Source organism: Kitasatospora sp. NPDC087861, from assembly GCF_044742585.1.
In the GTDB taxonomy this organism is placed as follows: domain Bacteria; phylum Actinomycetota; class Actinomycetes; order Streptomycetales; family Streptomycetaceae; genus Kitasatospora.
Genome location: NZ_JBIUUS010000005.1, coordinates 219,242 through 238,853, shown reverse-complemented (window position 1 = coordinate 238,853; position 19,612 = coordinate 219,242). Strand labels below are relative to the sequence as shown.

The 19,612-nt window shown below is 74.7% G+C and carries 13 protein-coding genes and 1 riboswitch; of the genes, 5 read left to right on the top strand and 8 right to left on the bottom strand.

The features are described from left to right. Positions 1–32: 32 nt before the first annotated feature. Genes ACIOJE_RS10480 through ACIOJE_RS10470 form a run of 3 tightly spaced genes read right to left on the bottom strand, consistent with a single transcriptional unit; the run spans position 33 to position 3,672 of the window. Complete coding sequence (locus ACIOJE_RS10480; RefSeq protein WP_400774974.1) at positions 33–1,589, bottom strand: precorrin-2 C(20)-methyltransferase; 1,557 nt, start codon at positions 1,587–1,589, stop codon at positions 33–35. After that, positions 1,586–2,212 carry a precorrin-8X methylmutase gene (locus ACIOJE_RS10475; protein ID WP_063350072.1) on the bottom strand — a complete coding sequence of 209 codons (627 nt, stop codon included), beginning with the start codon at positions 2,210–2,212 and terminating at the stop codon, positions 1,586–1,588. Before ACIOJE_RS10475 ends, ACIOJE_RS10480 begins: the two co-directional genes overlap by 4 nt. Beyond that, a complete protein-coding gene (locus tag ACIOJE_RS10470) occupies positions 2,209–3,672 on the bottom strand; it encodes a cobalamin biosynthesis protein CobG (RefSeq protein WP_400774971.1) in 1,464 nt (487 codons plus the stop codon). Before ACIOJE_RS10470 ends, ACIOJE_RS10475 begins: the two co-directional genes overlap by 4 nt. A gap of 167 nt (positions 3,673–3,839) precedes the next feature. Continuing rightward, positions 3,840–3,925, top strand: a riboswitch (cobalamin riboswitch). 43 nt (positions 3,926–3,968) lie between these two features. Here ACIOJE_RS10470 and ACIOJE_RS10465 point away from each other — a divergent pair. The 3 genes from ACIOJE_RS10465 (at position 3,969) to lnt (ending at position 9,796) form a co-directional block, all read left to right on the top strand. Continuing rightward, positions 3,969–4,199: a hypothetical protein gene (locus ACIOJE_RS10465; protein WP_400774969.1), complete on the top strand. Its 231-nt coding sequence runs from the start codon at positions 3,969–3,971 to the stop codon at positions 4,197–4,199. A 69-nt stretch (positions 4,200–4,268) separates the two neighbouring features. Then, positions 4,269–7,943, top strand: a complete 3,675-nt coding sequence (gene cobN / locus ACIOJE_RS10460) for a cobaltochelatase subunit CobN (protein WP_400774967.1) — start codon at positions 4,269–4,271, stop codon at positions 7,941–7,943. An 89-nt stretch (positions 7,944–8,032) separates the two neighbouring features. Next, positions 8,033–9,796 (top strand): apolipoprotein N-acyltransferase, encoded by a 1,764-nt coding sequence (gene lnt / locus ACIOJE_RS10455; RefSeq protein ID WP_400774964.1) that lies wholly within the window; start codon positions 8,033–8,035, stop codon positions 9,794–9,796. Here the strand turns inward: lnt and ACIOJE_RS10450 are convergent. Together ACIOJE_RS10450 and ACIOJE_RS10445 are read right to left on the bottom strand one after the other, a co-directional pair. Beyond that, positions 9,772–10,536: a VOC family protein gene (locus tag ACIOJE_RS10450; RefSeq protein ID WP_280679567.1), complete on the bottom strand. Its 765-nt coding sequence runs from the start codon at positions 10,534–10,536 to the stop codon at positions 9,772–9,774. The two genes, lnt and ACIOJE_RS10450, sit on opposite strands and share 25 nt — an antisense overlap. 67 nt (positions 10,537–10,603) lie before the next feature. Beyond that, positions 10,604–11,512, bottom strand: coding sequence for an NADP-dependent oxidoreductase (locus ACIOJE_RS10445; RefSeq protein WP_280679565.1), 909 nt, complete (start codon positions 11,510–11,512; stop codon positions 10,604–10,606). A 309-nt stretch (positions 11,513–11,821) separates the two neighbouring features. Here ACIOJE_RS10445 and ACIOJE_RS10440 point away from each other — a divergent pair, with 309 nt between their 5' ends. Next, entirely contained in the window at positions 11,822–12,304 is a 483-nt protein-coding gene (locus ACIOJE_RS10440) for a GntR family transcriptional regulator (RefSeq protein ID WP_400774960.1), read from the top strand. Positions 12,305–12,470: 166 nt separating this feature from the next. Here the strand turns inward: ACIOJE_RS10440 and ACIOJE_RS10435 are convergent, their stop codons facing one another. Further along, positions 12,471–13,346 (bottom strand): GyrI-like domain-containing protein, encoded by an 876-nt coding sequence (locus tag ACIOJE_RS10435; RefSeq protein WP_400774957.1) that lies wholly within the window; start codon positions 13,344–13,346, stop codon positions 12,471–12,473. A 132-nt stretch (positions 13,347–13,478) separates the two neighbouring features. Continuing rightward, complete coding sequence (gdhA, locus tag ACIOJE_RS10430) at positions 13,479–14,876, bottom strand: NADP-specific glutamate dehydrogenase (RefSeq protein WP_400774954.1); 1,398 nt, start codon at positions 14,874–14,876, stop codon at positions 13,479–13,481. 420 nt (positions 14,877–15,296) lie between these two features. On the opposite strand from gdhA, the gene ribA reads away from it, so the two are divergent. Next, positions 15,297–15,983: a GTP cyclohydrolase II gene (gene ribA, locus ACIOJE_RS10425; protein ID WP_400774951.1), complete on the top strand. Its 687-nt coding sequence runs from the start codon at positions 15,297–15,299 to the stop codon at positions 15,981–15,983. A 35-nt stretch (positions 15,984–16,018) separates the two neighbouring features. Here the strand turns inward: ribA and ACIOJE_RS10420 are convergent, their stop codons facing one another. After that, a complete protein-coding gene (locus ACIOJE_RS10420; protein ID WP_400774948.1) occupies positions 16,019–19,411 on the bottom strand; it encodes a hypothetical protein in 3,393 nt (1,130 codons plus the stop codon). Positions 19,412–19,612 lie beyond the last annotated feature (201 nt).

Sequence of the window (19,612 nt, the reverse complement as noted above, 5' to 3'; positions counted from 1 at the left end):
TCTGTTCGCCGTCGGCCATCAGCCGTCGGCCGTCACGCCTCCGGGTAGCGCCGCGGCGTCCAGACGACCTGCACGCCGCCGCCCCGCTCGACCGCCTGGGTCTGCGAGGAGCCGACCAGCAGGATCGTCCGCATGTCGACCAGCGCCGGATCCAGCTCGCCCAGCCGGACGATCCGGACGCGTTCGGTCGGCCCGCCCACATCGCGCGCCATCACCACAGGCGTCTGCGGCGCGCGGTACTCCAGCAGCAGGTCCCGGGCGAGGGCGACCTGCGTGGTGCGCGACTTCGAACCCGGGTTGTAGAGCGCGAGCACCAGGTCCGCCTCGGCCGCCGCGCGCAGCCTGCGGGCCACCACGTCCCAGGGCTTGAGCCGGTCCGACAGCGACACCACCGCGTAGTCGTGCCCGAGCGGGGCGCCGGCCCGGGAGGCGGCCGCGTGCGCCGCCGTCATCCCTGGGACGATCCGCACCGGGACGTCCCGGTAGGCCTCCTCGCAAGCGACCTCCAGCACGGCGGTGGCCATCGCGAAGACGCCCGGGTCGCCCGAGGACACCACCGCGACCTTGTGCCCGCGCCGGGCCAGTTCAAGGGCGTACTCGGCGCGCTCCGACTCCACCTTGTTGTCCGAGCCGTGCCGCCGCTGCCCCGGCCGCTCGGGCACCCGGTCCAGGTAGGTGGTGTAGCCGACCAGGTCGGTCGCCTCGGCCAGGGCGCCGCGCGCCTCCGGGGTGAGCCAGAGCGGCCCGGCCGGCCCGGTGCCGACGACGGTCACGGCGCCCGCGCCGTCCGCCCGCCGGTCCAGCGGCTCCACCGGTTCCAGCGGTTCCAGCGGTTCCACCGGTTCCAGCGGCGCGACCTTGCTCGGCAGCACCGCGACCGAGAAGTACGGGACGCTGTCGCCCTCGACCTCCGCGAGCGGCGCGATGCGCTCCCCGTCCATGAACGCGCGCTCGACGTACTGCGCGTCGTCGAGCCGCCCGGCCCGCTCCAGCGCCCGCCGGACGACCGGGAAGGTGCGCCCCAGCTTCATGATCACGGCGGAGTCGGCGGCGGCGATCCGCGCCGTCAGCTCCTCCTCGGGCAGCGTGCCCGGGATGACGGTGAGCGTCTCCTCGGCCTCGGTCAGCGGCTGCCCGAGCCGGGCGGCCGCGGCGCTGACGGAGGTCACGCCCGGCACCACCTCGGTCGGGTACCGGTGCGCGAGCCGCTTGTGCATGTGCTGGTACGAGCCGTAGAACAGCGGGTCGCCCTCGGCGAGGACCACGACGTCGCGCCCGGCGTCCAGGTGGGCGGCCAGCCGGGCGGCGGCCTCCTCGTAGAAGTCGTCCAGCGCGCCCCGGTAGCCGCCCGGGTGGTCGGTGGTCTCGACCGTGATCGGGTAGACCAGCTTCTCCTCGATCTGACCACCCGTCAGATACCGCTCGGCGATCGAGCGCGCGATGGACCGGCCGTGCCGGGCGCTGTGGTACGCCACCACGTCGGCCTTGCCGATGAGTTCGGCCGCGCGGACGGTCACCAGCGACGGGTCTCCCGGGCCGAGCCCGACGCCGTAGAGCCGCCCGGCACCGGAGATTTGAAGATCCGTCACTCTTCTTCGCTCGCAATCGCGTTGACGGCAGCAGCGGCGATCGCGCTGCCCCCGCGCCGGCCGCGCACCACCAGGTGCTCCAGACCGGACGGGTGCTCGGCCAGGGCCTGCTTGGACTCCGCGGCACCGATGAAACCGACCGGTACGCCGATCACCGCGGCCGGGCGCGGCGCGCCCGCCTCGATCATCTCCAGCAGCCGGAACAGCGAGGTCGGCGCGTTGCCGACGGCCACCACCGCGCCCTCCAGCCGGGGCAGCCACAGCTCCATGGCGGCGGCACTGCGGGTGTTGCCCATCTTCCGGGCGAGCTCCGGCACGGACGGGTCGGTGAGGGTGCAGACGACCTCGTTGTCGGCGGGCAGCCGCTTGCGGGTGACGCCGCTCGCCACCATGTTGACGTCGCAGAGGATCGGCGCCCCGGCCCGCAGCGCCGCCCGCGCGGAGGCGACCACGCCGGGCGAGTACACCAGGTCCTCGACCAGGTCGACCATCCCGCAGGCGTGGATCATCCGCACCGCGACCTGGGAGACGTCCGCCGGGAGGGCGGCCAGATCGGCCTCCGCACGGATGGTGGCAAAGGACTGGCGGTAGATGGACGCGCCGTCCTTCTCGTACTCGATCACTTCGTGGTCCTCCTGGCCTCGGCGACCGCCTCGGCCATCTCCTCGTTCGTCACGTCCACGGCCACCCGGGCGGCCACCGGACCGTTCACCGTCACCCGGTAGCCCTGCCCGACGGCGAGCACGTCCACCCACCGCCCGGCCGGATGACCGCAGCGTCGTTCACACCCCGACCAGTGCACCGGCAGGCCGACGGCAGGCCGGCCCCCGGTGGAGGCCGCCGTATCGAGCGCCAGCGCCGCGTCCGACCGGACGTCGGCCAGCGACTTGGCGCACCCCGGCAGTCCGGTGCAGGCGGTGGCCCGCTCCCAGGGCGAGCCGGGCGCGGTACGGAACCCGGCCGCCGCCAGTGCGGGCAGCCGGTCGGCCGGCGCCCCGGGCAGGACCGCGCCGCGCCAGGGCGTCAGCCGGACCTCCCCGGCGCAGGCGCCCGCGAGCTCCCGCCACTGCGCGGCGGTGGCCCGGCCGAAGCGCATGCCCACCGAGAGCCCGCCCATCGTGGCACCGCCCATCGCCGAACCGTCCGTCGCGGCACCGTCCGTCGCCGAACCGTCCGTCGCCGAACCGCCCATCGCCAAACCGTCCGTCGCCGAACCGTCCGTCGCGGCACCGTCCGTCGCCGAACCGTCCGTCGCCGAACCGCCCATCGCCAAACCGTCCGTCGCCGAACCGTCCGCTCCGGCGCCAGCCGCCAGAAAACCCGCCGCCCGGGCACCGCCCGTCACCACGCCGACCGCGGGCGCCGCCCCGGCGAAGGCGGGCAGCGGCACCGAACCGGCCGGCAGCAGATCGGGCGCCTCGCGCAGGTGCCAGGCCTTGCGCCCGCCCGCCCGCAGCGCGTCCAGGAAGGCCCGGGCCGCGTCCAGTGCGGCCGTCACCGCCTGCCCCGCGGGCACCGGGCGCCCGTAGGCCGCCCGCCCGAGGCGCAGCAGCGCGGCCCCGTCCGAGCCTGCGATCAATGTCACATCGGCGTCGAGCGCGGCGACATCGCCCCGCCCGTCGTCCAGCGCGAACAGGAACTTGCCGGAGAGTCCGGCCGCCCAGTCGCTCGCACACAGCCGCGCGTCCAGCTCCCGCACCCAGGTCTGCACGTCGGCGAAGCCGTACGCGTCGAGCCCGGCGAGCGGCGAGGCGACGATGTTGCGCACCCGCTCGTGGGTGTCCGAGGGCAGCAGGCCGACGGCGCGCAGCCGTTCGGCGAGTTCCGCCCCGCAGTGCGAAGCCAGGCCGCGGAGTTGGACGTTGCCGCGGGAGGTGGTCTCCAGTTCGCCGTCACCGAGCGCCTCGGCGGCGTCGGCCAGCGCCAGTATCTGACGGACCGTCAGCAGGCCGCCGGGCAGGCGGACCCGGGCCAGGGCGCCGTCGTCGGCCGCATGTAGACGAAGGGCCCCTGGGCAGGCGTCCGCGCGCCCCCGGTCGGGCACCGCGGCGCCCGGCGCGGTGGCGTCGGGTGTCGGTGGCATGGCCGCGAGCATACAGATGATCGGATCGATTGCCTCCGTCCGCTGCCTCACACCCCGGGCGCTCCGAGCGGCCTCCTCGGGATCACCCTCCCCCAGGTCAGCCGCACCCCGTACGATGCTGGCGGACGGTCCCCGCGGACCGTGCACACGCCAGCGACGGCGCAGGGGAGGAAACCGGTGCAAGCCCGGTGCGGTCCCGCCACTGTGACCGCGGTTCACCGGGAGACCGGACGGCCGCGGGAGCCAGGAACTCCTGCCGTCCTCCACCGGCCCGGGGCGCGGACCCCGAGGAAGGCTTGAAGAGCATTGCGCTGTCGCATGCCCGCGCCCGTTTCCCGTACGGGCGCCCGGCGCCCGTACGCCTCCGGGCGCTCGCACCCGCCGTCCTCGTACCGGCCGTCGACGCCGCACCCTCCGTCGACGCCCCGCCCCAGCCCGGCGACCGGGCGGTGCCCCGCCGACTCGGCGCCCGCTCCTTCGTCAGTCGCTCGTCCTTCGTCAGTCGCCAGTCACCCGCCAGTCGCTAGTCACTCGTCACTTTCAACGCCGGCGCGCCCTTCGGCTCGGGGCGGCTCCGAGGCCGGGAGGGCCTTCGCATGATCCTGCTGCTGTCGACGTCCGACACCGACCTGCTCAGCGCCCGCGCCGCCGAGGGCCCGGTCCGCTATCGGCTCGGCAATCCTGCCCGGCTCACCCCCGCGGACCTGCCCGCCCTGGTGGAGGGCACCGACCTCGTCGTGGTCCGCCTGCTCGGCGGCCGCCGCGCCTGGCAGGAGGGCCTGGACGCCCTGCTGGCCGGCCCCCGCCCGGTAGTCGTACTGACCGGTGAGCAGGCCCCCGACGCCCAGCTGATGGAGCTGTCCACCGTCCCGGCCGGCATCGCCGCCGAGGCGCACGCCTACCTCGCCCACGGCGGCGCCGCCAACCTCGCCGAGCTGGCCGCCTTCCTCTCCGACACCGTGCTGCTGACCGGCCACGGTTTCGCCCCGCCCGCCTCCGCCCCGGCCTGGGGCCCGCTGGAGCGCGAAGCCCGTACGCAGGCCGGTCCGACGGTCGCGGTGCTCTACTACCGCGCCCACCACATGAGCGGCAACACCGCCTTCGTGGAGACGCTCTGCCGGGCGATCGAGGACCAGGGCGCGCAGGCCAGGGCCTACTACTGCGCCTCGCTGCGCGGCGCCGAGCCCGAACTGCTGGCCGCGCTCGGCGAGGCCGACGCGATCGTCACCACCGTGCTCGCCGCCGGCGGCACCCGCCCCGCCGACGCGCAGGCCGGCGGCGACGAGGAGGCCTGGGACGCGGGCGCGCTCGCCGCGCTGGACCGGCCGATCCTGCAGGCGCTCTGCCTGACCTGGTCGCGCGCCCAGTGGGAGGCCAGCGACGACGGCCTGTCCCCGCTGGACACCGCCACCCAGATCGCGGTGCCGGAGTTCGACGGCCGGCTGATCAGCGTCCCGTTCTCCTTCAAGGAGCTGGACGAGGACGGCCTCACCGTCTACGCCGCCGACCCGGAGCGCGCCGCCCGGGTGGCCGGCACCGCCGTCAAGCACGCCCGGCTGCGGCACATCCCGGCCGCCGAGCGCCGCCTGGCGCTCGTGCTGTCCGCGTACCCGACCAAGCACGCCCGGGTCGGCAACGCCGTCGGCCTGGACACCCCGGCCAGCGCGATGCGGCTGTTGCACCGGCTGCGCGCGGAGGGCATGGACCTGGGCGACCAGCTGCCCGGCCTCGACCGGACCCCGCTCGACCGGGCCGCACTCGACCGGACCACGGCGACGGACGCCCACGCCCAGGCCGCGGAGCCGGACGCCCACGAGGGCGACGCCCTCATCCACGCCCTGATCGCGGCGGGCGGCTACGACCAGGACTGGCTCACCGAGGACCAGCTGGCCCGCAACCCGGTGCGCATCCCCGCCGCCGATTACCGCCGCTGGTACGCCACGCTGCCCCAGGCGCTGCGCGAGCGGGTCGAGGAGCACTGGGGCCCGGCCCCCGGCGAGCTGTACGTCGACCGCTCGCAGAACCCGGACGGCGACATCGTGCTGGCCGCGATCCGCTCCGGGAACCTGCTCGTCCTCATCCAGCCGCCGCGCGGCTTCGGCGAGAACCCGGTCGCCATCTACCACGACCCCGACCTGCCGCCGAGCCACCACTACCTGGCCGCCTACCGCTGGATCGAGGCCACGCAGGCCGACGGCGGCTTCGGCGCGCACGCCGTCATCCACCTCGGCAAGCACGGCAACCTGGAGTGGCTGCCCGGCAAGACCGCGGCGCTGTCCGCCGAGTGCGGCCCGGACGCCGTCCTCGGCGACCTGCCGCTGGTCTACCCGTTCCTGGTCAACGACCCGGGCGAGGGCACCCAGGCCAAGCGCCGCGCCCACGCCACCCTCGTCGACCACCTCGTCCCGCCGATGGCCCGGGCCGACTCCTACGGCGACATCGCCCGCCTGGAACAGCTGCTGGACGAGCACTCCAACATCGCCGCGATGGACCCGGCCAAGCTGCCCGCGATCCGCGCCCAGATCTGGACCCTCATCCAGGCCGCCAAGCTGGACCACGACCTCGGCCTGGACGAGCGCCCCGAGGACGACGGCTTCGACGACTTCCTGCTGCACGTCGACGGCTGGCTCTGCGAGATCAAGGACGCCCAGATCCGCGACGGCCTGCACGTCCTCGGGCAGGCGCCGGCCGGCACCGACCGGGTCAACATCGTGCTCGCCATCCTGCGCGCCCGCCAGATCTGGGGTGGCGTCAGCGCACTGCCCGGTCTGCGCGAGGCGCTCGGGCTGGACGAGGCCGCGCTCTCCCTCGGCGCCACCGACGCCGCCGAGGCGCAGGCCCGCGCCCTGGTCGAGGCCATGGAGGCGCAGGACTGGGCGGTCGAGGCGGTGGAGAAGGTCGCCGCCGGACTGCCGGAGGCCGTCCACGAGGTGCTGACCTTCGCCGCCACCCAGGTGGTGCCGCGGCTGGCGGCCACCACCGACGAGCTGGACGCCGTGCTGCACGCGCTGCGCGGCGGCTTCGTCCCGGCCGGGCCGTCCGGCTCGCCGCTGCGCGGCCTGGTCAACGTGCTGCCGACCGGCCGCAACTTCTACTCCGTCGACCCGAAGGCCGTCCCCAGCAAGCTCGCCTGGGAGACCGGCCAGGCACTCGCCGCCTCGCTGGTCGAGCGGTACACCGCCGACAACGACGGCGCCTACCCGCCCTCGGTCGGGCTGTCGCTGTGGGGCACCAGCGCGATGCGCACCGCCGGCGACGACATCGCCGAGGCCTTCGCCCTGCTCGGCGTCCGCCCGGTCTGGGACGACGCCTCGCGCCGGGTCACCGGCCTGGAGGCGATCACCCTGGAGGAGCTGGGCCGCCCGCGCATCGACGTGACGCTGCGCATCTCCGGTTTCTTCCGCGACGCCTTCCCGCACGTGGTCGCCCTGCTGGACGACGCGGTGCGCCTGGCCGCCGCCCAGGAGGAGCCCGCGGAGCAGAACTTCGTGCGCGCCCACGTCCAGGCCGACCTCGCGGTGCACGGCGACGAGCGCAAGGCCACCGTCCGCGTCTTCGGCTCCCGCCCGGGCACCTACGGGGCCGGCCTGCTCCAGCTGATCGACAGCCGGGACTGGCGCACCGATGCCGACCTGGCCGAGGTGTACACGGTCTGGGGCGGCTACGCCTACGGACGCGGGCTGGACGGGCGGCCGGCCCGCGAGGAGATGGAGACCGCGTACAAGCGGATCACCGTCGCCGCGAAGAACACCGACACCCGCGAGCACGACATCGCCGACTCGGACGACTACTTCCAGTACCACGGCGGCATGGTGGCCACCGTCCGGGCGCTCACCGGCAAGGCGCCGACCGCCTACATCGGCGACTCGACCCGGCCGGAGACCGTCCGCACCCGGACGCTGACCGAGGAGGCCGCCCGTGTCTTCCGCGCCCGGGTGGTCAACCCGCGCTGGATCGAGGCGATGCGCCGGCACGGCTACAAGGGCGCGTTCGAGATGGCCGCGACCGTGGACTACCTCTTCGGCTACGACGCCACCACCGGCGTGGTCGCGGACTGGATGTACGAGAAGCTGACCCAGGAGTACGTGCTCGACCCGGTCAACCGGGAGTTCCTGGCCGGCGCCAACCCGTGGGCGCTGCACGGGATCAGCGAGCGACTGCTGGAGGCGGCGAGCCGGGGGCTGTGGGAGCGGCCCGACCCGGAGCTGATCGCGCAGCTGCAGGCCGCGTTCCTGGAGACCGAGGGGGACCTAGAGGGCGGCGAGGGCTGAGTCACGGGAGTGGCCACCAGTGTTCCTGTACGCCGTTCGGGTGGCATGAACACTGGTGGCGTAGTCCATCCAAGCGGACAATACGGGGCATGCCCCGCCGCCTCGCCCTCACCAGCCCCGCCCGGCGCACGCCGCACCCCGAGCGCCGTGCCGACCCGCAGGCACACCGGCACCCGGAGGTGACCTCGCCCTCGCGTCGGGGCCGGCGTCCGCACCTCCATCCGCATCCACAGCCACACCCACAGCCGCACCCGCACCGCTACCGCGCGCGGTTCGGCGCGCTGGCGGCCGGGGCGGTACCGGTGCTCGCCTTCCCGGCGCCGGGGCAGGCCTGGCTGGCGTGGGTCGCGCTCGTCCCCGGGCTGCTGCTGATGCAGCGCGCGCCCGGCGGACGGGAGGCGGCGGTGCGCGGGTGGTGGTTCGGGGCGGGCTTCATCCTGACCGCGATGTACTGGCTGGTCCCGTCCATCGGGCCGGGGCTGCCGGTGCTCGCGGTGCTGTTCGGGGCGCTGCAGGGCGGCGTCGGCTACGCCGTCCACCGACTGCTGCACCCGCCGCTGACCACCCGTGGGGCGGCGCTCGCGCTGGTCGTCGTCCCGGCGGTCTGGGTGACCACCGAGTACGCGCGGTCCTGGCCCGCGCTCGGCGGGCCGTGGGCACTGCTCGGCGCCACCCAGTGGCAGCACCCGGCGATCCTCACACTGGCCTCGGCCGGCGGGATCTGGCTGGTCAGCGCGGCGGTCGTGGCCGCCAACACCGGGGTGCTGATCGCCCTGACCGCCGTGCACTGGCGGCCGCGCGCCCTCGCGGCGCTGGCCACCGTCCTGGTGCTGGCCGCCGGCCCGCTGCTGTTCGCGCTGCGCGAGGCCCCCGCCCGGGCCGGGGCGGTCACCGTCGCGCTGGTCCAGCCCGGCATCGTGGAGGACCCGCAGGCCCGGTTCGAGGCCAGCGCCCGGGCCACCGCCGCACTCGGCGGGCGGCCGGTGGACCTGGTCGTCTGGGGCGAGAGCAGCAGCACCGCCGACCTCGACCACGACCCGGCCGCACTCGACCGGCTACGCGCGCTCGCCGCCGCGACCGGTGCGCAGATCATCGCCGGGGAGGACGCGCGCAAGGCGGACGGGCGGATCTCCAAGGACGCGGTGCTGGTCTCCCCGGCGGGCGTGGTGGACCGCTACCGCAAGATCCGGCTGGTGCCCTTCGGTGAGTACATCCCGCTGCGGCCGGTGCTCGGCTGGATCGCCGGCGTCAGCCGGGCGGCCGGCGAGAACCGGGCGCCGGGCACCGCCTTCCACGTCCTGCCGGCCGTCGACCGGGCGGGCGCGCCGCTGCCGGTCGGCGCGCTGATCTGCTTCGAGTCGGCCTTCCCCGACATGGCCCGCACCGCCGCGCGGGACGGCGCCCGGGTGCTCGTCTACCAGTCCTCGACCTCGACCTTCCAGCACACCTGGGCGCCCGAACAGCACGTCTCACTGGCGGCCATCCGGGCCGCCGAGACCGGCCGGCCGGCCGTGCAGGCCTCACTGACCGGGGTCTCGGCGGCCTTCGACGCGCAGGGCCGGGAGCTCGCCCGGCTCGGCACCGACGGCACCGGCGCGCTGACCGTCCGGCTGCCGCTCACCGACGCCGGAACGATGACCTGGTACGACCGGATCGGCGACGTGGTGCCGGCTGGCGCGCTGCTGGTCACGGCGGGGGCGGCGGTGGCGGGGTGGCGATCCGCCCGGGGGCTGCGCCGACGGGCGCCGGCTTCCGCTCAGCCGTCATCCCAGTCCCCGGCGCAGCCCCCGTCCCAGCCCTCGGCGCAGCCCTCGTCCCAGTCCTCGGCTCACCCTTCGGCGCCGGCCAAGTAGACGCCGAACGCGGCGCCCTGCGCGTCGCGCAGTACGGCGATCCGCGGGCCGTCCGGCACGTCGGTGGCCGGCATCAGCACGTCGGCGCCCAGCGCGGCGGCCCGGGCGACGGTGGTGTCGACGTCGGCCACCGAGAAGTACGGCAGCCAGTGCGGCGGCACCTGCGGCGGGAAACGGTCGTCCATCGCCAGCATGCCGCCGAAGTCCTCGCCGTTCAGGCCCCACTGGGTGTACTGCTCGGACGGGCTGACGGACCAGCCGAAGACCGTCGGGTAGAAGACGGTCGACCCGGCCGGGTCACGGGTGAGCAGTTCCACCCAGCCGAGCGATCCCGGCTCGTTGAACACCCCTGCGCCCTGGAACGCGCGGGCCTGCCAGAGGGTGAAGACCGCCCTCGACTGGTCCGCGACCACCGCAAAGCGGCCGAGGTCGAACACGTCAGTGGGCCCCATCAGCACGGTGCCGCCGGCGCCCTTGATCTTCGTGACAGTGGCGTCGGCGTCGATGACGGCGAAGGCGACCGTCCAGGCGATGGGCTGCTGCGGCCCGGCCAGCGAGGTGACGGCGGCGGCCGGGGCATCGCCGAGGAACATCTGGGTGTAGCCGCCGGCCTCGGGGCGTACGCCGTTGTCCGCGCGCCAGCCGAACAGCTCGCTGTAGAAGGCCTCGGCGGCGGCGGGGTCGGAGGTGCCCAGCTCGACCCAGCAAGGGCCGTTGGTGGTCACGGAGGTCTGCTTCATGGCTGTTCTTCCCTTGGTTTTCTACGGCTCTCGGTTCGCTGCGATCGACCGTCAAGTGTCTTTTGCATCAGGCGACTTCAAGGACGACCTTGCCGCGGGCGTGGCCGGACTCGACGAGGGCGAGCGCCTCGGCGACGTGGGCCAGCGGGTAGCGGGCGGTGATGTGCGGGTCCAACTCGCCGGCCGCGACCAGGGCCGCCAGCGCCGCGAGGGTCTCGGGCGTCGTCGAGCGGGTGACGTAGCGGCCGCCGAGTTCGGCCGCGGTGGCCTGGTCGGCGGTACTGACCAGCTCCGCGCGGTCCTTGAGCGCGTGGACGGCGGCCCGCAGGGCGTCGCCGCCCACCAGGTCGAGGATGCCGTCGACGCCGCCGGGCGCCGCGGCCGTGATCCGTTCGGCGACGCCGTCCCCGTAGCGGATCTGCACCGCGCCGAGGGACTCCACATACGCACGGCCGGTGTCGCTCGCGGTGCCGAGGACGGTCAGGCCGCGGCTGCGGGCGATCTGGGCGGCCGCGCTGCCGACGCCGCCGGCGATGCCGAGGATCAGCAGCGTCCGGCCGGCGCCGAGGCCTAGGTCCCGGATGGCGTCGTCCGCGGTGGCGACCGAGACGGACAGCGTGGCGGCCTGGTCGAAGCCGACGCCCTCGGGCTTGAGCGCGCTCGACCCGGCGCTGAGCAGCGTTTGTTCCGCGAAGGCGCCGGCGGCCGTGATGCCGAACACCTCGTCGCCCGGGGTGAAGTCGGCGACCCCCGGGCCGACCTGCTGCACCACGCCGGAGGCCTCCTGGCCCATGACGGCGGGGAGTTCGCGCCGCCGGCCGAGCAGGCCGCGGCGGATCTTCCAGTCCACCGGGTTCACCCCGGCCGCGCGGACCGCGATCGCCAGTTGTCCCGGGCCGGGCTCCAGCGCCGGACGGTCCAGGAAGTCCTGTGTCTCTGGCCCGCCGTAGTCGACGAAGCCGAACGCCTTGGCCATCGGTGATCCCACTCCTCGCATCGGCAGCCGCTCCCCCGCCCCAGCATGCGGCCCGGCGCGGGCCCCGGCCTGCCGCTGCTGCGCCGAACGGGCTGTCGGCGGGGGCGGCGAACAAGTAACAGATGACAGCTTTCAGATGACAGATTTTGAAATCTGTTATCTGAAAGCTGAAATCTGAAAGTTGTCATCTGTTCGCGAACCGCGCGCACATCGCCGCAGCGCCGCCCGGGTCGGCGACCCCATCCCCACCGCCCCCCACGGGAGTGACGAATCGGCCGACCGTCAGGTTGATTGGACCCGCCCTGAGCGATGCAGCGGCTGGAGCAGGAGGGCTTCCTCACCGTCCAGGCCCGCCGGGGCGCGGTGGTCGCCGAGTTCGGCCCGACCGAGGCCGAGCACTTCTTCGCCGTCCGGGAGTCACTGGAGGCCCTCGCCGCCCAGCACGCCACCCCGGCGGACCTGAAGTCCCTCGAACGCATCCTGGCCCGGACCCGGAAGGCGGCCGAGGCGGGGCGGCTGCGCGAGACGGTGAGCCTCAACGCCGACTTTCACCGGGCGATCGTCGAACTCTCCGGCAACCCACTGCTCCAGGACATGATGGCCCCGCTCGACGGCCGCCTGCGCCGTCTCTTCCGCCTCACCTCCGGCCCGGAGAGCACCTCCCCGATGTGCAGCGAACACGAGCAACTGCTGGCCGCCATCCGCTCCCGCGACCCCCAGGCCGCCGCCGACCTGGCACGCCGCCACGTCGCCGGCACCCGCCCCTTCGCGCTCACCGCCCTGGGCGACTGACCCACCCGGCACGCGACCTTCCTGCACCCGCCCGGCCCGCGCCCCTCCCGCACCGGCCCGGCGCGCGCCACCGAACCGGCCCGGAAGGGCACGTGCCTCGCCATGTGCGAGCCCTCACCAGCCCTGGGCCGGTGGAACGCTCAACGTCCCACCGGCCCAGGGGTGTTCATCGCGCGGCGGCGCGCTCGACCGGGATCCAGAGCTGGGCCTCGGCGTCACCGGTGCCGGGGACGAAGCGGGTGCGCAGGATCTCCGGCCCCGACCGGAACTCGTACGGGTTGGACGGGAACCACTGGGTGAAGACGTCCCGCCACATCTCCTGGAGGGCCTTCGGGAAGGTCCCGGTGCTGGAGAAGACCGCCCAGGTGCCCGCCGGTACCTCGCGGACGTCCAGGCCCTCCGGGACGACGACGTCCGTGTCCGCCACCACCGCGTGGTAGTAGTCGAGTTCGACGCCCTCCTCGCGGCTCTCCGAGAAGAACTCGGTGACCGAGAGGATGCCTTCCGGCTCCCGGCCCGAGAGCGCCGAGATCCGGTCGACGGTCTCCCGACCGAGCCCTTGGATGAACGAGGCGATGGCCGGGTTCACACCCTCGTGCACCAGCGGGACCCGCGCCCGCCGGCCGACGATCCGGAAGTCCGGCTGTTCGATGATCCGGTATTCCATACTGCTGCTTCCTTCCACGACGAGTCGGAAGGACATCCGGGGCTGGGACTTGAGCACCGCACCGTCGCGCCGGGCCTCGCCCGGCCCTACCCCGTGCATCGCCCGGAACGCCCGGGCGAACGCCTCCCCCGAGGTGTAGCCGTACCGGTTCGCGATGTCGAGCAACGTCCGCTCGCCGCCGAGGACTTCGGCTCCGGCGACGGTCAGCCGCCGACGCCGGACGTACTCCGACAGCGGCATCCCGGCGAGCGTCGAGAACAGCCGCCGGAAGTGGTACTCCGACGTCATCGCGATCCGGGCCAGCTCGGCGACCTCGACCTCGTGGTCCAGGTCCCGTTCGATGTGCTCCATCGCCCGGTTCAGGTGCTCCAGCATGCCGACCCCGTCCTTCCCTTACTGATCACCACCGTAGGAAGGACCCACCCTGCCGCACCCGACAATCGGTGCCCGCTCCGGTCGGGTGCGGCAGGGTGGTGACGGACGACGATGGGGGGCAAGCAGCCTGGCTCAGATTACGCCCTGGGCCAGCATCGCGTCCGCGACCAGCTCGAAGCCGGCGATGTTCGCGCCCACCACGTAGTCGCCCGGGTGCCCGTAGCGCTCGGCGGTGGTGAAGCAGGAGTCGTGGATGTGCTTCATGATCCCGGCCAGCCGCTCCTCGGTACGGGCGAAGGTCCAGGAGTCGCGCGAGGCGTTCTGCTGCATCTCCAGCGCACTGGTGGCGACGCCGCCCGCGTTCGCCGCCTTGCCAGGGCCGAAGGCCACCCCGGCCTCCTGGAACACCCGTACCGCCTCCGGGGTGGTGGGCATGTTGGCGCCCTCGGCGACCGCCTGCACCCCGCCCCGCACCAGGGCGAGCGCGTCCGCCTCGGTGAGCTCGTTCTGGGTGGCGCAGGGCAGCGCCACGTCGCAGGGCACGCCCCACACGCCCGGGCCCTCGACGAACCGGACGTGGCTGCCGCGCAGTTCGGCGTAGTCGGTGACCCGGCCGCGCCGGACCTCCTTGACCTCCTTGAGGAGGGCGAGGTCGATGCCCTTCTCGTCCACCACGTAGCCGGTGGAGTCCGAGCAGGTGAGCACGGTCGCGCCGAGCTGCTGCGCCTTCTCGATCGCGTAGATGGCGACGTTGCCGGAGCCGGAGACGGCGACCCGGCGCCCGTCCAGGCTCTCGCCGCAGCTGTGCAGCATCTCGGCGGTGAACATCACGCAGCCGTAGCCGGTCGCCTCGGTCCGGGCCTGCGCGCCGCCCCAGCCGAGGCCCTTGCCGGTGAGCACGCCGGTCTCGTAGCGGTTGGTGATCCGCTTGTACTGGCCGAACAGGTAGCCGATCTCCCGGCCGCCGACGCCGATGTCCCCGGCCGGGACGTCGGTGTGCTCGCCGAGGTGGCGGTACAGCTCGGTCATGAAGGACTGGCAGAACCGCATGATCTCGGCGTCCGAGCGGCCCTTGGGGTCGAAGTCGGAGCCGCCCTTGCCGCCGCCGATCGACAGCCCGGTGAGCGCGTTCTTGAAGATCTGCTCGAAGCCGAGGAACTTGACGATGCCGAGGTTCACCGACGGGTGGAAGCGCAGCCCGCCCTTGTACGGGCCGAGGACGCTGCTGAACTCGACCCGGAAGCCGCGGTTCACGTGGATGTCGCCGGAGTCGTCCGTCCACGGGACCCGGAACATGAGCTGCCGCTCGGGCTCGCAGATCCGTTCGATGATCCGGGCGTCGACGAACTCGGGGCGGCGGGCGAGCACCGGCCCGAGAGTCTCCAGGACCTCGTGGACCGCCTGGTGGAACTCCGCCTCGCCCCGGTTGCGGCGGACCACGTCCGCGTAGAGCGCCTCGATCACGCGCTGCTCGGCGTCGAAGGAGGTCGGCGAGGTCGGGGAGGTGGCGGCGTGGGAGGTGGTGGGCATCTGATCAGGACCTTCCGTGGTCGTCGGTGCTCGTGCGCGAGGCGTTCCCGTGCCCAGGAAACGGGGGAAGTCTCGCAGTGTCCACAACCCGGCTCCCGAGGCATCCACATGCTGAAACCCCCGCGCCCCGCGGACCGTACGATCCACCAGCGCCCTCGCGTCCGTACGGAGTCCGGCTGAACCGACGTCCGCACGCGAAGCCTCCGCCGCCCAGCCCCGGACGATCGTCACGGAACGTAGGCGCCCCGCTGGGAAAGCGGCGGGAACAGGTGGGGCACGGGCGGTGTTGTGCGCCTCCGTAGCTGTATCGGGCACAGACGGTATGCAGTTGTTCAAATTGGAACCAACGAGTACGGTCGACATCCGATCCACCCGATCTCCTGTTCATCTGCTCATCGACTCATCGACGGAGGCCCACCCATGCCGCAGCCCGGCCCCGCCACGGTGCGCTCGCGCGTGCGCATCCCGCTGACCTTCCCCGACGGCTACCGCGCCGAGGCGGAGGCCTTCACCTTCCACGGCCTGGCCGACGGCGCCGAGCACCTGGCCCTCGCGTTCGGCGAGGTGCCGGAGGGCGGGACGCCGCTGGTGCGCCTGCACTCGGAGTGCCTGACCGGCGACGTGTTCGGCTCGGACCGCTGCGACTGCGGCCCGCAGCTGCGCGAGTCGGTCGAGCGGATCACCGAGGCCGGCGGCTACCTGCTGTACCTGCGTCAGGAGGGCCGGGGCATCGGGCTCTACAACAAACTCGAGGCGTACGCCCTGCAGGACTCCGGGTTGGACACGTACGACGCCAACACCGCGCTCGGCCTGCCCGAGGACGACCGGGACTACACCGCGGCCGCCCAGATGCTCACCGCGCTCGGCGTCACGGGCACCACCGGCACCGCCGACACCGCTGACGCCACCGCCGGCGCCACGGGCATCGACCTGTTGAGCAACAACCCCGACAAGGCGGCGCAGCTGTCCGACCTCGGGATCACCGTGCGGCGGCGGGTGCCGACCGGCGTCCACCTGTCCGCGAGCAACGTGCACTACCTGCGGGCGAAGGTTCGCGGAACGACCCTCTCACTCGCCCACGATCTTCTGCAGGGGCGCGTCAGCTGACCGAAGGCCCGGCGCAGGCGGGTGGAATGCGGCCGTCAGCCGTCCGATCCCCGCCGGCGGACCGTACGCAGCACCCCGTACGCCGCGACCGGGAGCACCACCAGCAGGGCGGCCCAGAACGCGCCGTGCCCCCAGAGCTCCGCGACGGCCGAGAACTGCCCCTGGAACACCGGGATCCGCAGTGCCTCGATCGGGCCGAGCGGTCCGGGCCAGGCGCCGAGCACCAGGGTGGCGGGGATCCAGCAGCAGAGCAGCACCCGGGCGGTGGTCGGCGTTCCCAGGGTGCTCGCGCACAAGACGACGGCCAACAGGACGGCGAACCCGGCCTGGTAGGCCGCGCCGCTCTGGCCGGTCCCCCAGGAGGCCGGCGTCGGGTGGTGCCCGGTGGCCGCCAGCCGGACCTCGACCGCGGCCCACAGCAGCAGGACCAGCACGCCGGTGCTCCCGAGCGCGAACAGCGCACGGTCCCGGGCACCCGCCGCGCCCGTCCGCCACTGCCCGCCCTGCTGCCGAACCGTCGCACCGCGCCCGGCGAGTCGCCGCCAGGCCTCCCGGGCCTGCCGCCGGGCCTCGTGCGCGGGTTTCAGCAGCCGGTTCGCCGCGCGCTCGATCAGCGCGAGCGACACCAGGACCGCCACCACCGCCGCGATGCCGGCCCAACTACCCATCCCACCCTCGAACATGACCACCCGCTCGGCCACCGGCTTCGGCATCCGCAGGCCCGTCATCGGCGGCCCGAGCCGCAGGTAGCCGATGGCGAAGGCCCCGACGCCGGTCAGGGCCGCCGTGCCGAGGCCGACCCGGGCGGGGAAGAAGGCGAGGACGGCGGCGGCGACCAGCGCCGCGCCCAGTTGGCCGACCACCTGCTGCGCCGCGTGCTCGCCGGCCTTCTTCAGCGGCCCGCCGAGGGCGCCGTCGGGCGAGATCTTGAGCTGGACCCCGGCCTCGACGGGGTAGCGGAACACCGCCCCCGCCCACAGCAGCAGTCCGAGGGCGAGGAACAGCAGCAGGACGGCGCCCGCCCGGCGCGGCAGGCCGGTGCGGGCGTGCGGCCACCATGCCCGCAGCCGGGTCGGCCAGTCCAGCGACGCCCGCCCGCCCGCGCGCTGCCACAGCCGCCCCCACCAGTGGTCCCGGTCGACCCGGCCCTCCCGCTCCTCCCCCTCGGGGCGCTCCGCCCGGCCCCGGCCGCGCGGGCGCAGCGTCTCGGCGGCGACCAGGGCCGCGCGCCCCGCGCTCTCCCCCGGGTCGGCGCTCACCGCCCGCCGCCGCAGCGCCGACCAGCGGCGCCGGACCGCCTCCGGTGCGGCGATCGGGTCCGGTGCCGGGCGGCGCGCCGCGGCGCGGACGGCCGTACGGACGCCGGAGCCGGCGGCCAGCGCCGCGTCCACCACCGCCGCCGCGACCAGGGCGGCGAGCTCCGACACCCGCTCGGGCAGCGGCAGCCGGTGCAGGGCGGCGGGCAGCGGCGAGAGCCGGCCCAGCAGCCGGTCGCGTTCCTCGGGGCGCACGCTCAGCCACACCACCAGCCGGTGCGCCTCCTCGCGTTCCTGCGGGCTGAGCCCGTCACCGCCCCGCCGGCCGCCGCCGACGGTGCGCGCCGCGCGGTCCACCTCGGCCAGGACGTCCGGGAGCCCGGCCAGGGCGAGCAGCCGGGAGCAGTGCTCGCCGGAGCACTCGGGGTGGAAGCAGTCGTAGCGGGCGGCGACGGCCGGGGCGCCGACCTTGACCAGGGCGTCGATGAACGCCGCGCCGCCCGCCTCGGTGGCGATGCGTTCCAGCCCGGGGGTGTCGATCGGGCGGTCGAGGTAGTACGGGGTGGCGGCGGGGGCGAACGCGGCGCCGAAGGCGAGCACCGCCAGGGCGGCCACGGCGTCGCGGCGGGAGCCGGGCGCCCGGGCGACGTCGGTGAGGTGGTGCAGGTCGAAGACGTTGTCCTGGACGTCGTCGCGCAGCCAGTCGCGCAGCCGCTCCGCGCCCCCTGCGGATAGCCAGCGGGCCGCGTCGCCGGAGCGCCGGAGCAGGACCTCGGCGAGCTTGGCCGGGTCGCTGAAGGGGGCGCCGAAGAAGGTGATCGGACGGTGCGCGGCGCGGCCGCCGCCGTCCGGCCTGGGCTGCCGCCGGACCACTGCGGGGCTGCCGCCGGCCAGCCAGCTCCGGACCTGCGGGGCGGTCCACCGGCCCTCCGGGTTCTTGGTGAACAGCCCCTGGAGGAGCAGCAGCTGGCGCTGGTCGGCGACGGCGGAGAGGTCGACCTCGTCCCCCAGGACCAGTTCCAGCTGCAACGCCTCGTCGCTGATCAGCAGGCCGTCCGCGCCGAGGAAGCGGGGGCGGCCGACGAACAGCTCGTACAGGACGTTGCCGAGCGCCCACCAGGGCCCGGCCTCGTGGTTGCGACCCGCCAGGAGCTCGGGGGCCATGTACGGGATGGTGACGATCGTCTCGGGCGTGAAGCGGCGGCTGGCGGTGAGCCGGGCGACGCCGCCGAAGTCGGCGATCACAAACTCCCCGGGCGCGCGGCCGGGGCGGACCAGGATGTTGGCCGGCTTGAAGTCGAGCGGGTTGCGCTCGATCCGCCGCTGCCAGAAGTCGAGCAGGGCGACGAGCTCGTCGACGATCCGCTCGGCCTCCCGCCGGTCGGTGTGCCGGCCGCGCTCCCGCAGGTCGGCGAAGTGGTCGGCGAGGGTGACCGGCAGGTACTCCATGGCCACCCAGTCGAGTTCGGTGCCGTGGTGGCCGACCCGACCGAAGTCGACGATGTGCGGGACGTGGCGGCGGTAGTCGTCGTTGCGCAGGTAGGCGAGCAGGGCGGCGTCCATGGACTGGCCGGCGGCGGCCACCTTGACCGCGGCGTCGCCGCCGCCGTCGGTGCGCCGGACGTGCCAGACGGTGCCCTCGGTGCCGGAGCCGGCCACGCCCTGCGGGGCGAAGCGGCCCCGCAGGGCGTCCGGGAAGGCGCCCGCGAACCGTCCGCCGGCCGGCCCCTCGCCGTCCGGCACCCCTTCGGCGGACCCCGCACCGCCCGGCACGCCGTCCGCGGCGCCCTCGCCGCCCCGGCTGGGACCGGGGCCGATCCGGTCGGCCCAGGCGGGGGTGGCGGAGCGCCCGGCACCCGCGCGTCGCTGGACCCTGGTCGGGGCCTCCGGATCGACCCGCTCCGGCCTGGCCCGCTGCACCCTGGTCGGCGCCTCCGGATCGAAACGGGCGCCGCCGCCGTCCGGTGCCTGCCGGGTCGCGGCGTCGGGGTCCGCCCGGGTGCGCGGGACGGCGCCGAGCCGGGACGGCCGGTCCGGCACGACGCCGAGGCGCCGCCCCCACGGCCGCCGGTCCACCCTGGTCCGGGGCTCGGGCCGGGATCCGGCCCCGCTCTCCGACCAGGGCTCCGCCCGGCCCTCGTCGGCCGGGCCCGCGTCCTCCGGTGTGGCCATGCGGCGCTCTCCTCCCCGCTTCCCGGGGCCCGCGCACGGGGCGGCAGCCACGCGCGCACCGGCCCCGGGTGGTGATTTTGACGCGCCATCATCCCGCATGGTGGGCCGCGGTGTTGGCCGCTTTCCGGAACGCGGCCGAGTGGTTGCGCCACCGCCGTCAGGCGCGGACGTGGTCGGGCTCGGGGCCTCGCCGTCGGGGCC